We start from the raw sequence: 14,213 nt of genomic DNA, 5'->3' as shown, positions 1-14,213 counted from the left end.
CGATGCACCGGCCCACAGGGCCCCACCGGCGGCGGACCGGTCTCCCGGGGGCGCGGCAAGCACCACCGATGACACCCCTGATCCGCAGCAGCGATCGGTGACCACCTGGGACGGCTTCCAGGCCTTCGTCACCACTCCCGTGGCCGCTCCTCCCCCACCCGGCGCGCCGCCTCGCAGCCTCGCCGAACGCCTGGCCTACCACTCACGGTTCGTCACCGTGCGCACCCCCGCCATCGACGCACTCGCCAAGAACGTGCGCACCCTGATGATCCTCGGCCGCCACCAGGCCGTCACCGCACGACCGTCCCTGATCGTCACCGGCCCCGCCGGCGCCGGGAAAACCACCGCCCTGCTCCAGGTCGGACGCGCCTGCCACCTCGCCCACACCCGCCGCCACGGAGCTGCAGCGGCGGCCGGACAGGCCCCGGTCGCCTACGTCCTGGTCCCGCCCGCCGCCAGCGCCAAGACCCTGGCCATCGAGTTCGCCCGCTACCTCGGCATCCCCGTCACTGCCGGCATGTCCCAGGCCCAGATCACAGGCGCCGTCTGCCACACCTACACCGCCGCGGGCGTGCAGCTGGTGATGATCGACGAGATCCACCGGCTCAACCCCCGCACCACCACCGGCGCCCAGAGCGCCGACCTGCTCAAAGACCTCAGCGAACGCATCGGCGCCACCTTCGTCTACGCCGGCATCGACGTCACCACCACACCCCTGTTCACCGGGGTACGCGGCGCGCAGCTCGCCGGCCGCGCCTCCCTCATCGACTGCGCCGCCTTCCCCGCCCGCCTCGGCGACCAAGAGCCCTTCCGCGACCTCATCACCGCCATGGAAGGCGCGCTCGACCTGCGCCACCACCGGCCCGGAACCCTCCCCCGGCTGGCCCCCTACCTCCACGAGCGCACCGCCGGCCGCATCGGCAGCCTCGCCCGCCTCATCCGCCAGGCCGCCATCACCGCCCTGGTCGACAGCACCGAACGCATCACCAAAACCACCCTCGACGCCATCCGCCTCGACCACCTCGCCGAACAGCACTACCAACCCCGCACCCGGCCCCGGAGCCGGAATACCAGCACCCCGTGAGCCGGACAGACGTCACGGACCGTGCCGCGGCCGCAGCCATCCCCGCGCAGCAGCGCGGCGTCCTCACCACGCAGGCATGGCTGCAGGTCCCGTCAGCCGCACCGGGCGTGCTCCGCTTACGGCCACTGCCCGGCGAAGCGACCGCCTCCTATGCGCAACGCCTCGCCGCCGCCTACCGGCTGAGGCTGCCCCATCTCCTCCACGGCGCCGGCATCACCCTCCACCGCCACGGCACCCTGCCAGCGGCCGAACTCCACCTCAACCACAACGCGGCCCAGCACCTCGCCGGCCTGACCCGCACACCACTACCCCACCTGACACGCGCCCTGCCCCGGCTCGTCCCCGACGACGACGCCCACCACACCGCTGCCACCGCGCGCTGGAAACGGCTCGAGGCCGGGCAGCAGCCCGTCCGCGCCTGCACCCTGTGCACCCGCCACCACAGCCAGAACGCCACCGACACCGCCTGGGTTCATCCACCGCCGCACCGGGTCGTATGCCCGCGCCACCACCAAGCCGCCCCCGACCCACGGCTCACCTCCCCCATTCGCACAGGGGCCGTGCCCGAACTCTCCGCCGCGCACCACACCCACCAGCGCCTCCTACGGCACCCACGTGCCGCCACCGCCTGGACCGCAGCGCGCGCCATCACCACCCGCTGGTACGACCACCAGCAACACCTCACCCACCGCTGGCACACCCGCCTGACCCAGCTCTGCGCGACCAACCCCCACCTCACCACCACCAGCAACGCCTCCCCCGCCCTGCTAGCCCGCGACCTGGTCACCTACCCCGAAACCGTTGCCCTCGCCCGCACACTCGCCACCCTGCCGAAACAGCCACACCGCACCACCGACAACGCCCTCAGCCTCATCGCCCACCGACTCGGACTGCCCCGCCTGGCCAGCAACGCCAACGATCCCCTCCGGGCCCTCCTCACCCACACACGCTGTCCAGCATCCACAACCCCAACCCCACAGAGCGCAACCGCCCACAGACGCGCCACCACACCTACGAGAAAACCAAGATCAATCCCACACAACTACCGGGCCGCAGACCAACCACCCGAACAACCAAACCGAACACGCCCCCAGCCCACCCCCATCACACCCGAACGCAACCGCTTCAGCCGCCCCAAGTCCCACATCAAATACGGGACACCAGACCACAGCACTCCCGCCCCCTAAACATCACCGCTCCGTCACAGCGGCGCAAGGAACTGCTGGACGCGCCGGAAGCCGGGATGGTGTGGGAGCCGGGCGAAGAAGCCTGGGAGAACAAGCTCGCCGCGCTGCGGTCCTACCGGCGGGCCACCGGACACCTCGCGCCCCGGCAGGACACCATGTGGGGCGAGAGCGACGCCGAGGGCCTGGTGCCCGTCGGGCAGCACATGGCCAACCTCCGCAGGAAGGGCGGCCTCGGCAAGGACACGGAGCGGGCGGCGGAGCGCGCGAAGCAGCTGACCGCGATCGACCCGGACTGGGACTGCTCCTGGCCGCTGGACTGGCAACGGCACTACCGCGTCCTCGCCGACCTCGTCGACGCCGACGGCGTTCTGCCCTACATCGCGCCGGGCGTCACCTTCGAGGGCGATGACATCGGAACGTGGCGGTGGCGGCAGCAGGAGCCGGGCACCTGGGCGCAGCTCCTGCCCGAGCAGCGGGAGCGGCTGACCGCGTTGGGCGTACAGGGCGATCAGGCCCCGTCTCCCACCCCGACGGCCACGCGCACGACGAAGGGCCCGAGCAAGGCACAGCAGGCATTCCAGCGCGGCCTGACGGCCCTCGCACAGTGGATCGAGCGAGAAGGCGACCGGCCCGTACCGCGCGGCCACAGCGAAGAGACCGCCGTGGACGGGGAGGAGCCGGTAGTGGTGAAACTGGGCGTATGGGTCTCCAACACCAAGTCCAGGCGCGACAAGCTCACCCCAGAGCAGCTGGGCGCGCTGCGGGAGCTGGGCGTCGACTGGGCATGAGCCACCACAGGATCTGATCAAAGGGTGTTGGGTCTAGTTACACACAGCTACGCTGGCAGCTCTGTGCGCCAGGGGGGTTCATGCGGTTTGAGCAGCGGATGTATGCACATGTCAAGTTCCTCGAGTTGATGGCGGAGCTCTACGAGAACGAGTTCGAGGACTTCTTCCATCGGCTGATGTGTTTGCGCTATCCAGACTTCCTCGACGTGCGCACGGCTGGCAGCCTGGGTGACAGGTCGGCCGATGGCCTCAGCCTGCATTCGCGAAAGCTGTACGCCTGCTACGCACCGCAAACCGTGAAGCCGGACAAGATCCGCAAGAAGTTTGACGGAGACCTCTCAGGGGCGGTCGCCAAGCGCTACGGCGAATTCGAAACCTTTGTCTTCGTGCACAACGACAGGCGGGGTGTGCATCCGGAAGTGACGTCTCTGCTGGCGAGCGCGCGGAACAGCATGCCTTCGCTGCGATTCGAGCAGATGGGCACCCGGCGGCTGTGGCACGAGTGCATGCAGCTTGATCAGATGGCGGCCGAGGACGTCCTCCGCTGCGAGATCCCCATCAAGGACACGACGTTCGGCATCGGGATGGAGGACCTGGCGCCGTTGCTGAAGCAGCTGCAGGACATCCGCGCCGCGTCCAACCCTCTGATGTCCCTGCCCGACGTGCCGGTGGAGAAGCTGGACTTCAACCGGATCGAAGGAGCGGATCGGGAGGACCTCCTCCGAGGCATGCGACAGAGCTACCTGGTAGACGCGTTCTACGCTGGCACCCGGAGCGAGCTGGAACACGACGAGGTCGCGGAGGGCTTCCGCCTGTACTACCAGCAGGTGCGTCGCGACTACAGCGACGCCGACGACATCCTTTGGCAGCTCAAGATGTACTTTCTGGGGAACGCCCAGCCGCGACCGAAGGTGCTGCGCGCTGCCCTTGTTGTCTTGGCGCACTTCTTCGAACGATGCGACATCTTTGAGACGCCGCCCGCTGGCTGGCAGCCGGGCATCGGGCTGACTGCGTGATCACTCCGACGAAGGGACTCGCTCCTGACCGCTGCCTGCTCGCTGTCGGCGCGCAGGTTCTCCTCCAGCTCGATGAACCGCGGACCGTCAGTCAGACGTGGGCGAGGCTGAAGAGCTGGCGCGCTGATCAGGCCCATACCTCGCCGGTATCGTTCGAGTGGTTCGTTCTGGCCCTGGACATCCTCTTCGCCATGGGTGCGGTGGAGCTGGTCCAGGACGTTCTCGTCGCAAGGAGTACGGATGCTGCGCCGTCTGAGCGCTGACGACGCGCGGTTCAATACGGTGGAGTTCTCGCCGGGACTGAACCTGCTGGTCGCTGACACCACCTCGTCGTCGGCTGAGACCGACAGCCGTAATAGTGCCGGCAAGTCGAGCGTGATCGAACTCGTTCACTTCCTTCTGGGAGCCAAATCCTCCGGGTCGCTTGCAACGAACAAGGCCCTGCGCCACATCGCCTTCAGCCTTGCTATGGACTGGCCAGGGCAGGACAGTCCCCTTGAGGTACGACGGCGCGGAGACAGTCCCAAGGTCGTGTCGCTGAGCCGGGACGTATCCGGCGTGCCGACCGACACGCTCTTCACGGACGGCCCGGACGTCGAGCTGTCCGTTGAGCAGTGGAATCGCAACATCGAGCGGGACCTCTTCGGGCTGGAGGGCGACCATCCCGGAGTGAGCGGTCGCACGCTCCTGTCGTTCCTCATCCGCCGTGTTTCGGCTCATGGCTTCAACGAGCCGACCCGGACGTTCTCCCGACAGGCCGCTGCGGAGGCATCGTCGAACCTGGCCTACCTCCTGGGGCTGGACTGGCAGCTGGTCAACGGATACCGCGAGCTCAATGCCCGCAAGGCAACCAGAGATCAGCTGAGGAAGGCCGTCAACGATCCCGTATGGGGACGGATCGTCGGGTCCACGGCCGACCTGAGGGGCCAGATCACTCTCGCTGAGGCACAGGTCGAACGGCTGCGGGCGCAGGTTGCCGCCTTCCAGGTGGTCCCTGAGTACGAGCGCCTCAAAGAGCGTGCAGACCAGGTAAGCCGCCGGATCAAACAGCTCGCCCAGGACGACGTCATCGACCAGCACAACCTTGAAGAACTCCAGGGCGCCGTCGCCGAGACCACCGATGTCGAGGTGTCCTACCTTGAGCCGGCCTACCGCGAGCTCGGGGTCATCCTCAACGACCAGGTCCGGCGTCGCTTCGAGGACGTCAAGGCGTTCCACCACTCCGTCGTACGCAATCGGCGCAGGTTCCTGGAGGAGGAGATCCAGGAACTCACGGACCGCTTGGCCGCCCGGCGTCAGGAGCGTGCCGACCTGGGCGAGGACCAGGCTCGCCTCCTGCGCGAGCTGGCGGACGGTGGAGCGCTGGAAGCGCTGACCGCTCTGCAGACAGCCCTTGGTCGGGAGGAGGCCGCTCTCGGTGCTCTTCGCCACCGCTTCGACGCAGCGCAAGCCCTTGAAGCCAGCGCCCGCCAGATCACCGCCAAGAGCGTTGAACTGCAGCAGGCCGTCGACCTCGACCTCCGAGAGCGCCGGCAGCAGACAGACGAAGCGATCTTGCTGTTCTCCCGGTACGCCCAGCGCCTGTATGGCGAGGGCCGCGAAGCCTACCTCGCCATCGAGGCCGGCCGGACCAGCCTCAGCATCACGCCCCGCATCGACGCCGACGACAGCCGCGGCATCAACAACATGGTCATCTTCTGCTTCGACCTCACCCTGGCCGTCCTCGCACACCGCCACGGCCGCGGCCCTGACTTCCTCGTTCACGACAGCCACCTCTACGACGGCGTCGATGAACGGCAGGTCGCACGAGCTCTCGCGCTCGCGGCCGAAGTCACGGAGGAGGAACACATGCAGTACATCGTCACCCTCAACACCGACACCCTCAGCACCGCTGCCCAGCGCGGATTCAACCCCGAACCCCACATCCGCAGTCCCCGCCTCACCGACGACGAAGAGGGCGGCCTCTTCGGCTTCCGCTTCAAAGCCGCAGGCAAGGCGTAGCCACTGCCATAACGCGCGCCCGGCCACGCTGCTCAGTCTGCGGCTGTGGCCGGGCCGCCGACGGAGAGATCTGACGTCGCTCACCACCTGCTCGGGTGCCGGACAGGCTGAAGGGGGAGATCAGCAATTGCTGATCTCCCCCTTCAGCACTGTTCTACGGGTGGGGGCCGATGACGAGGACGGTGATGACCGAGATCGTCTCCCCCGCCGCGTTCCTCTCGTCCGGCCCGTACATCCAGTAGATGCGCCAGGCGCTCGGGTTGTGGTTCTCCACGTAGGAGTCCCAGACCTTCTCCGAGGCGTGCCCGGGGAAGTTCTCGTACTGGTGGGAGTGCAGGCCGGGGTGGCGCGGGTTGGCCTGCAGGCGGGCGAGTGCGTTGTTGACCTTCTTGAGCTTGGCCGGGTCGGCCTTCGAGCCGACGGTCAGGCGGTTGAGGGTCTCGTCGGCGTCTTCGGTGAAGCGGAGGCTGTGCACCTGGTTCTAGTCCTCGTCGTCCTCGTCGAGGTAGTGCGAGAAGTCGCCGCGGTCGATGGTCTTGCCAGCCTTGGCCTGCTCGATCCCGGTGCGGATGCGCTCGGCGAGGTGCGGGTCGTTCCACACCTGCATCTCCCGCTCCGGGATGGAGACGACCGGGGTCAGCAACAGCACGCCGTCCGGGTTGCTCTCGACCCGGTACCGGCGGCCCGGACGGGCTCCGGCACGGCCGAGGGAAACTCGTCCGCGGCTGTCGACCTCAGTCTCGGCGACGATCTCGAACTCCTCGCGCTCGTGAATGGCGGTCATGTGCGTGCTCCCTCGGTTCCCCGGAAGGCTCTCCACGGCTCATGCCTCCTCCGATCGGGAGGCAAGCCTTCCAGCGCCTAGCACCAAGGTACCCGCATTTGGGGAAAGTGGGTAACTCCCACTTTCGGGTTTCTCCTCTCCTCAATGCCCAAGGGCTTGGGCATCACCTGTGGTCTCGACGGTGTTCTCCGTGGAGGGCGCCTTCTTCCGCGCGGAGCGTGCGATGAACGGGGGGAGCAGCACGTAGCGGTTGACCTCGGCCGTCCCGGTCGGGCTGAGTGGGGCGGCGATGTAGGTCTTGTGGACCTGGAGCACGCCCTCCTTCGCCAGCTGCCGGAAGCCGCGCTCGGCGGTATCGGGCGACCACCCGTACCACTCCTTCATCCGCTCAGTCGGAAGCTCGAAGAAGGCCGGCTCGCAGCTGGCCGTCAGCAGCATGGCCAGGGCCGGGAGGCCGAGCTGGTCGATCAGGCCGGTACGCCAAAGCTCGAACGGGATCTTCAGGTAGGCGTCGCGGTTCTGGTTGCCGGGCCGGGTGTACGGATCGAGGCTGCCGTCCTCGCGCAGCAGCGTGACCTGGATGTCCCAGGTTCCCTTGGGCCGCTCGTAGGTGATCAGGCGGCGTTCCTCGAGACGCTTGAGGACTTTGGTCACCGCCGTGCGGGCGGAGGCCGGCGTCGCGTCCTCCGTGGTGCCGAAGGCCCTGGCCCACACCATGCCGGGGAGGGTGGTGCTCCACCCCGACTCGGCGGTCTCGGCGCTGGTGATCGCGACGATGAACAGGTAGGCGCGCAGGCCGCGCACGTCTCCGTTGGTGACGAACTCGGCCAGTCGGCTGGACCGGTCCGCCTCGTCTCGCTTCTTCTGCACGAACGCCCGCCGGATGGGCGCGAAGTCGCGCGCGGCCCGCTCGAGGAGGGCTTCCCGCGTCTGGGCGGGAGAGGCGACCGGCTTCTGGGATGTCTGCTGCTTCACACCACAGAACATGCCGGACGGGCACCCCGCAGGGCAAACAATCCAACTTCCGTAGTTCAGACGCTGTAGCGGGTGTCTGGAGGATACGAGTGACGATGACATCTGACGATGACAGTGACGAGCTCAATGTCAATGACACTAGTAGGTGAGGTCAGAAGGCGCAGCGCTGAACCCGTGGGTCCCCGGCACGGGAACCATCCTCCGAGGCAGAAACTGCCGCCCGCTTCGCCAGAAACCCGCGAAGGCCCCCTGAGGGGCCCAGGGGCCCCTCCTCCGCCCCCGAACGTGCCCTCCGCCATCGGGCCCGCACAGGGGCCCTGTAGCCGCTCCAGCCGGCGCCGCCGAAGGCGGACAGGATGCCGGTCTCGCTCGCGGGCCGATCGTCCGCAGGGCCGTCCGTCCCGAGCGCCCGAGGCCTTGCCCTGCGGAGATCGCCCCGGATGCCGGCGGAGCTTAGCTCACCCGCCGCGCCCTGGGCTCGGTACCAGAATGACAGCACTAGGATGCCGGTCGCGTTCCGTCGTGACCCGCTCCTTCGGCCTATCGCTGATACTCACCAGGGGCGGCTCGTAGCCTGCGTCAGCCAGCGCTGTCTGGAGTTTGCAGAAACTGGCAGGCCGGGGCAGACGACGTGGGAGAACTGACGCAACGGACTGCATGTGTCGGCCCTGCCGGCTGGCCGCTTCGAGAGGCGGGCATGGGACAGATCGAGGAGGGTTTGGAGCGTGCGTTGCACACCCGGCCCGTTCCCTCAAGCACCGGGGCCCGCCTGCGTTTTCTGCTCGCAGCGCACCGGGGTTCCACCCGGCAGGTGGCCGCAGTGCTGGGGGTCTCGCAGCGCACTATGCAGCGGTGGGTGACGGAGAGGCCAGGAGCGCGTCGCCCTCCGGGGCCGACGCAGGTTCGGGCGATCGAGGAAGCAGTCCTGGCTCGGTGGCAGCCCCGGGTGCGGGCCCGTCGGCGTGCCCAGGCCGAGGCGGAGGGGTTCGTCTTCCATACCAGGGCGCGGTTCGGATTTGCTGCTGCGGCAGGTTCCTCGGACGATCCGCGGGTGCGGTGGATCACCCAGGATCTGCCGGGCGAGGTGGCTCGGGAGCTGTTCGCCGCTCGGGATGCCGGCGCGGGCGAGCAGCAGCAGACAGTGATCCTGGCCCGTGCGTTGGGGCACGCCTACTTTCGCGAATGGGGCCGCCGGGCCCACGGTCTGAACATCGCTTTCAGCGACGTCGAGTTCGCCGACTTCTCGATCGGCTGAGCCTGGCCCGTCGCATCACCAGGTCAGGGTGTTCAGCGTCGTGAGGGCCTGACGCGACTGGTCGGCACCGCTTCGTACCGCTCGGCTTCCTGCCGCTCGCGCCAGTCCCACTCCACACGGCCGACCGGTGCTTTGCGGCAGGCTGCGGGCGGCTGGGGCGGGCGCAGCTTGGCCGTCTCCGCTACGCACAGGAGATGTGCACGGTCGCCCGGCGCGGCGAGCAGTTCCTGGTCCTCGCCGGAAACGAGCCGGGTGAAACAGGCCGCCGCTTGCAGGAAGACGCTGGCCCAGGGCGGTACGGGGTGGGCGGCGCAGCCGTCGGTGTAGCGGGCGCGGTCGTGGAGGGCGAGCGTGGCCGCGGCGGTGTCGTAGTCGCGGGGGCGGGCGGCGGCGAGTTGCTGGAGGGAGGCACCGGTGAACAGCGCGGAGGCGATGGCCGCGGCCAGGCGAGGATGTGCGGTCGCTGCGTGGAGGCGGTGGGCGACTCGCTGGGCGGTGTGTGCGGTGAGAGGCACGGGCGGTGGGCGGTGCCGCCAGATGATCGGGGGCGGGGTGCACGGGTCGGTGCAGGGGCGGGGGCTGTCGTAGGAGACGAGGCGTTCCAGTGCGGGCAGGGTGAGCCACGGACCGGTCGGCCCGGCGGGCTCGTCTGCGAGTGGGGGTTCGGTGACTGGTGTGCCGTAGTAGTGGCGGCGGGCTGCGTCGAGGTCGGTGGTGAGGGAGTAGTCGGCCGTCTGCAGGGCCTAGTGCAGGGCGGCGGGAAGGTGGGGGCGGTGGCAGACCAGGGTCAGGTGGATCCCGGTGAGGGCACGCAGCTCCAGGAGGCGCATTATGCGGCGGGCGGTGAGGCGGTGGGCGCGCAGAACGGTCAGCCGGGTGACGGGCAGGGCGGTCATCCAGGCGGCAGCGGCTTCCCAGGCGGGCTGACGCCCGGCGGGAAAGCGGCCGGTGAGCAGGGGCGGTTTGCCCAGGGCGGCGAGAAGGTCGTGGGCGAGGCCCGTCTCGCTGGTGGTGCCCGGGCCGGGGTGCAGAGTGATCCGTCCGGACGGCAGGTGGTGGGCGGCCAGGGCGGTGTGGGTGTGGATGACGTCGTCATGGCGGTCGATGACCACGACGAGGGACGGCGGCCGCGCGGCGGGAGGCGTGGCGGTGTGGTGGTCAGCCAAGGCGGCTGAAGGCCCAGCGCAGCAGTTCCTGGTCCACCCGGGGGCGGCCGGTGCGTGCCAGGGCGGTGCGGGTGTGGGCGGTCAACTGGGCCCAGGCGCGGAAGTTGCCGTGCGCGGCGTGGCTGTCGGCGAAGGTGATGCCCTCGGGGTCGGCGTCGGCCCAGATCGGGTGGAACAGCGGGATGACGTCGAGGACCTCGCTGGGGGTGAGGCGGGTGAAGTGCTGCCAGATGAAGATCCGGGAGGAGAGCATCGGTTCGCGGCGCAGCACGGTGTGGCAGCCCTCACCGCCGACGAAGATGATCGCGAGCTGGGTGGAGGGCTCGTCCCACAGGTAGCGGAAGTACTCGAACGCCTCCCCGTTGAGCCACTGGGCCTCGTCGACGAGGAAGGTGCGGGGGCGCTCGGCCAGGGCGGTCTTGAGCAGACGGTCGAATTCGCTGGGGTGGCGCGGCGGCTCGCCAGCCAGGTCGAGCGCGGTGAACAGCTCGTAGCGCACCGCTCGGGCGGTGGGACGGGCCCGGAAGGTGATCTTGCGGACGTCCTCGCCGGGTTCAAGTTTACGCAAGCAGGTGTTGACGGCGAGCGTCTTGCCGAAGCCGGCGCCGCCGTGGATACACATCATCGCGCGGGCAGCGACCGTATCGCCGATGTTCTCCCGCGCGGTGAGCAGGGCGCGGGTGGTGACCACGGAGGCGTCGGGCAGGTCGACGTACTGGTAGGTGGCCGCGGTCACGAGGCGTCTCCGTCTTCAGTGGTCTGAGCAGTCGATCCGGGCACACGCCCGGGGGGAGGTTCGGACGGGACGGAAGCAGGCTGGCCGGGCGCGGTCCGGGTGACGAGGGATGGCGGGGTGCGCCAGTCGGCTGGGGGCGCGGCGGGCGGGATGAGGTCCGGCATCGCCAGATCGGACAGGTCGGCGCCAGCGGCCTGGGAGAGCTCGGCCTCGGCCTGCGCGGTGGTCAGGGTGCCGAGCCGCTGGGGGGCCTCGGGCTGGTTCACGGCTGCGTAGCGCTCGCGCTGTGAGCCCTCCAGGTCCTTCTTCAGGCGGCGGGCGCGGGCGGCCCGTGCCCGCCGCACAGCGCTGACCTGTTCCTCGGTTGCCTGGTCGGCCAGGTCCGCAGGACCGAGGTAGCGGCCGGTGGCCGCGTGGTAGACCTCGATGCGGTGGTCGTGGTGGGGCATGAAGCGGACCCGGACCTGGATCCCGGACTGACCGGTCATCCACGGCCCCACATAGTCACGTTTCCTGAAGCGGATACCGCGGGTCGTCAGCGTGCGGGTGCCGGCGTCCTCCAGGGTGAACGTCCACAGATCCGCCGCGGCCACGTCCCGTAGCGGGGTGGGATCGTCCTGCCACGCCTCAAGCGGAGTCCTGCCCCGCAACGGCGCGGGCTGGTGTTCGGTGTTCCACCACAGCGCCCAGGCGAGCAGCCGGGCGGTGAAGTCCTCGAAGCCGAGCAGTACCTCGTCCTTCGGGCGGGAAGGCCGTTTGCCGGGGCGCGGCTGGCGGGCGTAGCCGGGCAGCGCGGCCAGGAACATGCTCTCCACCGACCGGTTCAGGCCCTCCACGGTGCCCTTGAGGTGCGGGGTGTAGGCGGGCAGGTCCTCCACCGTCACGTCCAGGAGATCGAACGCGGCGGTCACCGTCCTGGACAGGAAGTCCTTGCCGCGGTCGACTCGCACTTTCTCGGGCAGGCCGCCGAACGGGCCGTAGGGGTCCTCGCGCAGGACCGCGGAGCGCAGCGCGGCCAGCACCGACTCCCGCGACGGATGCGCCGGCGTCACGGCGACGCCGGTGATCGCGTTGGTGGCGCAGTCGGTGAACCAGGTGATCCACGGCCTGCGGGCCCTGCCCTCGACATCGACCAGCACCGGGGCCTGGACGTGGTCGGTCTCCCACACCTGATTGCGCCAGCCCCGCGGCCGGGCCAGGAACACATCATGCTTACGCGCCGCCCGCTCCCCACCCGCGAGCCCCGCCCGCTCCCCCGGCGACAGATCCCGGTGGATCGCCCGGTGCAGCGTCGGAATCGACGGAGGCGGCTCCCCCTCGCCCCTGGCCGCGCGAGCAGTCAGCTCACGATGCACCGCTGCGACGTTTCCCTTCCACAAGGCCAGCAGACGGCGCACTTCGGGGGTGACGGAGAAGCGGTCTTTGCTCTGGGCCCGTGCCCCGGGCTCTGCAGCCGCTGACTCGTCACGCTCGGCAGCGGCCAGCCACCGCCACACCGTGCGCTCGGTCACTTCCAACGACTGAGCCATCAGCCGCACATGCCGCGTTGTCAGTTTCTGTTCCTGCCGCAGGGCGAGCAGCCGGCGCACGGCAGGGCCGCGCAGCGCCGACAGGGAGGAGGAAGGCAGGCCTCCCCGCACGCCCGGGCCCTCCCCGTGCGCGCCGGAGCGGGAAGCGTCCTCTGCCGGCTCGGCCGCGCCGGTCACAGTGGTCCCATGAGCCGTGCGCAGGCCCGCTCCAGCATCCGGCGGTCCACCACCGCCCGGCTCTTAGCGTAGGTCTCGGCAGTCAGGTGCGAGGTCAGCTTCGCCCAGGTCCGGAAGTTGCCGTGCCCCACATGCTCGTCCACCCACGCGACATCGTCCGCGGTCACGTCCTCCCACAGCGGGTGGAAGGCAGCCATCACGGTGGCCACCTCCCGCTGGCTGAGGCGCGGCACCAGCTCCCAGGTCAGCACCCGAGAAGCCAGCGCAGGTACCCGGCGCAGCGCCCGTTCGCTGCCCGCACCCGCGAGCACGAGTGCCGTATCCGTGTCCGGGTGGTCCCACAGCTCGCGCAGAAACTCCAGCGCCGGTCCCGGAAGGCGCTGTGCCTCGTCCAAGACCAGCACGCGGGGCTGCCGCAGCGCGTTCACCAGCGTCAGATCAGCCTCCCCCGCCCCACGCGGCAGACGCCTGCCCAGCTCCAGGGCGTCCGCGAGCACCCGGCGCAGTTCGGGAACCGTCGGATGCACACCGACATGGACCCGGCGGACCCGGGCCGGGTGCGGCAACTGGGAAAGGGCGTACTGCAACGCGACCGTCTTGCCCTGGCCAGCATCGCCGTACAAGCACACCACCGCCCCCACCGCGGCCGCGTGCGCGACCGTCCGCAGCACCGACCGCACAGCGGACGTGTGCACCACCTGCGCGCCCGGCACCAGAACCGGAACCTGCGCCAAGTGCTTCTGCTCCCGCAGAAACACCTGCCCAGCGCCACCCTTCTCGGCCACCACGTTCAGGCCCAGCTCGCTGAGCGGATCCGGCCGGCGCGACCCAGCAACCTCAGCCTCCCGCCCGGTCAGCAAAGCCCGCCCCGCCCGTCGGTCCCTGCGGATCACCCGGCTCAACGTCGACATCGACGGAACCGGGGGCTCACCGCCCGCGGCCACAAGCCGACGCCTCAGCTCCGAGACATTGCCCCCTGCCTCACCCAGCAGCTCCCACACCTCGTCCGACACCGCATACCCCTGCCGGACCGGCGCCTCCACCCGCCCGGTCGCCTTCGCCTGCTCCAGCCAGCGCCACACCGTACGCTCCGAAACACCCACCGTCTCAGCGACCGCACGCACATGCCGCGTGGCCAGCTCCCCCGCCCGTTGCCGCTCCAGCAGACGACGCACCACCAACCCCCTGGGCAGCACAGCCCCACGACCCGCTCTTACGTCTTGATCCACCCCACGATCACACCCGCGGGGCCAACCTCAACGCATCAGAACTCACGAACCTGAGACAACATCAGCTGCCATGCGATAAAGCCCCACGACAGCAATCCCACCTCTCAATCTCTCGCCTCATGACAGCGACCCACCCACCCGCAAACACCCACTGACCAGCCCCATAACACCAACCCCTGGACCAGCACGACCGACTCTCACCACCACCGACACGAAGCCGAAAGATCGCAGCTTGGTCGGTGGTCCTGCCTTTCCGCAGGGGCATTAGACCGGGCGGTCGAGAACC

Annotated in this window: 14 protein-coding genes and 1 pseudogene; 7 read left to right on the top strand and 8 right to left on the bottom strand. The window is 69.4% G+C overall.

Features of this window, described 5'->3' with window-relative positions; translation table 11 throughout:
* The first annotated feature begins 97 nt into the window (after nucleotides 1-97).
* The 6 genes and pseudogenes from AB0A97_RS40650 to AB0A97_RS40625 all read left to right on the top strand — a co-directional run bounded on the left by AB0A97_RS40650 (nucleotide 98) and on the right by AB0A97_RS40625 (nucleotide 6,076).
* Nucleotides 98-1,084 (top strand): ATP-binding protein, encoded by a 987-nt coding sequence (locus AB0A97_RS40650; RefSeq protein WP_361160865.1) that lies wholly within the window; start codon nucleotides 98-100, stop codon nucleotides 1,082-1,084.
* Nucleotides 1,081-2,271 carry a TniQ family protein gene (locus tag AB0A97_RS40645; protein ID WP_361160862.1) on the top strand — a complete coding sequence of 397 codons (1,191 nt, stop codon included), beginning with the start codon at nucleotides 1,081-1,083 and terminating at the stop codon, nucleotides 2,269-2,271. The genes AB0A97_RS40650 and AB0A97_RS40645 overlap by 4 nt, the downstream gene beginning before the upstream one ends.
* 17 nt (nucleotides 2,272-2,288) lie before the next feature.
* Nucleotides 2,289-3,059, top strand: a pseudogene (locus tag AB0A97_RS40640) (helicase associated domain-containing protein); the annotation flags it as partial.
* Between the two features lie 80 nt (nucleotides 3,060-3,139).
* Nucleotides 3,140-4,075 carry an ABC-three component system protein gene (locus AB0A97_RS40635; RefSeq protein WP_361160859.1) on the top strand — a complete coding sequence of 312 codons (936 nt, stop codon included), beginning with the start codon at nucleotides 3,140-3,142 and terminating at the stop codon, nucleotides 4,073-4,075.
* Nucleotides 4,072-4,338 carry an ABC-three component system middle component 6 gene (locus AB0A97_RS40630; protein ID WP_355368122.1) on the top strand — a complete coding sequence of 89 codons (267 nt, stop codon included), beginning with the start codon at nucleotides 4,072-4,074 and terminating at the stop codon, nucleotides 4,336-4,338. Before AB0A97_RS40635 ends, AB0A97_RS40630 begins: the two co-directional genes overlap by 4 nt.
* Entirely contained in the window at nucleotides 4,316-6,076 is a 1,761-nt protein-coding gene (locus tag AB0A97_RS40625; protein ID WP_361160856.1) for an ABC-three component system protein, read from the top strand. The genes AB0A97_RS40630 and AB0A97_RS40625 overlap by 23 nt, the downstream gene beginning before the upstream one ends.
* Nucleotides 6,077-6,230: 154 nt before the next feature.
* Here the strand turns inward: AB0A97_RS40625 and AB0A97_RS40620 are convergent, their stop codons facing one another.
* The 3 genes from AB0A97_RS40620 to AB0A97_RS40610 all read right to left on the bottom strand — a co-directional run bounded on the left by AB0A97_RS40620 (nucleotide 6,231) and on the right by AB0A97_RS40610 (nucleotide 7,835).
* Nucleotides 6,231-6,551, bottom strand: a complete 321-nt coding sequence (locus AB0A97_RS40620) for a hypothetical protein (RefSeq protein WP_071892558.1) — start codon at nucleotides 6,549-6,551, stop codon at nucleotides 6,231-6,233.
* Nucleotides 6,552-6,557: 6 nt separating this feature from the next.
* Nucleotides 6,558-6,860 carry a hypothetical protein gene (locus AB0A97_RS40615; RefSeq protein ID WP_071892561.1) on the bottom strand — a complete coding sequence of 101 codons (303 nt, stop codon included), beginning with the start codon at nucleotides 6,858-6,860 and terminating at the stop codon, nucleotides 6,558-6,560.
* Between the two features lie 141 nt (nucleotides 6,861-7,001).
* A complete protein-coding gene (locus AB0A97_RS40610; protein ID WP_361160852.1) occupies nucleotides 7,002-7,835 on the bottom strand; it encodes a hypothetical protein in 834 nt (277 codons plus the stop codon).
* 1,051 nt (nucleotides 7,836-8,886) lie between these two features.
* On the opposite strand from AB0A97_RS40610, the gene AB0A97_RS40605 reads away from it, so the two are divergent.
* The gene (locus AB0A97_RS40605) at nucleotides 8,887-9,090 is read left to right on the top strand and encodes a terminal protein Tpg-like protein (RefSeq protein WP_361160849.1); all 204 of its coding nucleotides are present in this window, start codon (nucleotides 8,887-8,889) and stop codon (nucleotides 9,088-9,090) included.
* Between the two features lie 32 nt (nucleotides 9,091-9,122).
* Here the strand turns inward: AB0A97_RS40605 and AB0A97_RS40600 are convergent, their stop codons facing one another.
* The 5 genes from AB0A97_RS40600 to AB0A97_RS40580 form a co-directional block, all read right to left on the bottom strand.
* Nucleotides 9,123-9,605 carry a hypothetical protein gene (locus AB0A97_RS40600; protein WP_361160846.1) on the bottom strand — a complete coding sequence of 161 codons (483 nt, stop codon included), beginning with the start codon at nucleotides 9,603-9,605 and terminating at the stop codon, nucleotides 9,123-9,125.
* Between the two features lie 228 nt (nucleotides 9,606-9,833).
* On the bottom strand, nucleotides 9,834-10,256 hold the full coding sequence (locus tag AB0A97_RS40595; protein WP_361160842.1) for a hypothetical protein: 423 nt from the start codon (nucleotides 10,254-10,256) through the stop codon (nucleotides 9,834-9,836).
* The gene (locus AB0A97_RS40590; RefSeq protein ID WP_361160839.1) at nucleotides 10,249-10,992 is read right to left on the bottom strand and encodes an ATP-binding protein; all 744 of its coding nucleotides are present in this window, start codon (nucleotides 10,990-10,992) and stop codon (nucleotides 10,249-10,251) included. Before AB0A97_RS40590 ends, AB0A97_RS40595 begins: the two co-directional genes overlap by 8 nt.
* The gene (locus tag AB0A97_RS40585; protein ID WP_361160836.1) at nucleotides 10,989-12,632 is read right to left on the bottom strand and encodes a transposase family protein; all 1,644 of its coding nucleotides are present in this window, start codon (nucleotides 12,630-12,632) and stop codon (nucleotides 10,989-10,991) included. The genes AB0A97_RS40590 and AB0A97_RS40585 overlap by 4 nt, the downstream gene beginning before the upstream one ends.
* A 62-nt stretch (nucleotides 12,633-12,694) precedes the next feature.
* The gene (locus AB0A97_RS40580) at nucleotides 12,695-13,801 is read right to left on the bottom strand and encodes an ATP-binding protein (RefSeq protein WP_361160833.1); all 1,107 of its coding nucleotides are present in this window, start codon (nucleotides 13,799-13,801) and stop codon (nucleotides 12,695-12,697) included.
* Between the last annotated feature and the right edge of the window lie 412 nt (nucleotides 13,802-14,213).

Source organism: Streptomyces sp. NPDC045470 (genome assembly GCF_040646595.1).
In the GTDB taxonomy this organism is placed as follows: Bacteria; Actinomycetota; Actinomycetes; order Streptomycetales; family Streptomycetaceae; genus Streptomyces.
The sequence above is the reverse complement of the archived record's forward strand: the minus strand, read 5'-3'. Positions and strand labels throughout refer to the sequence as shown.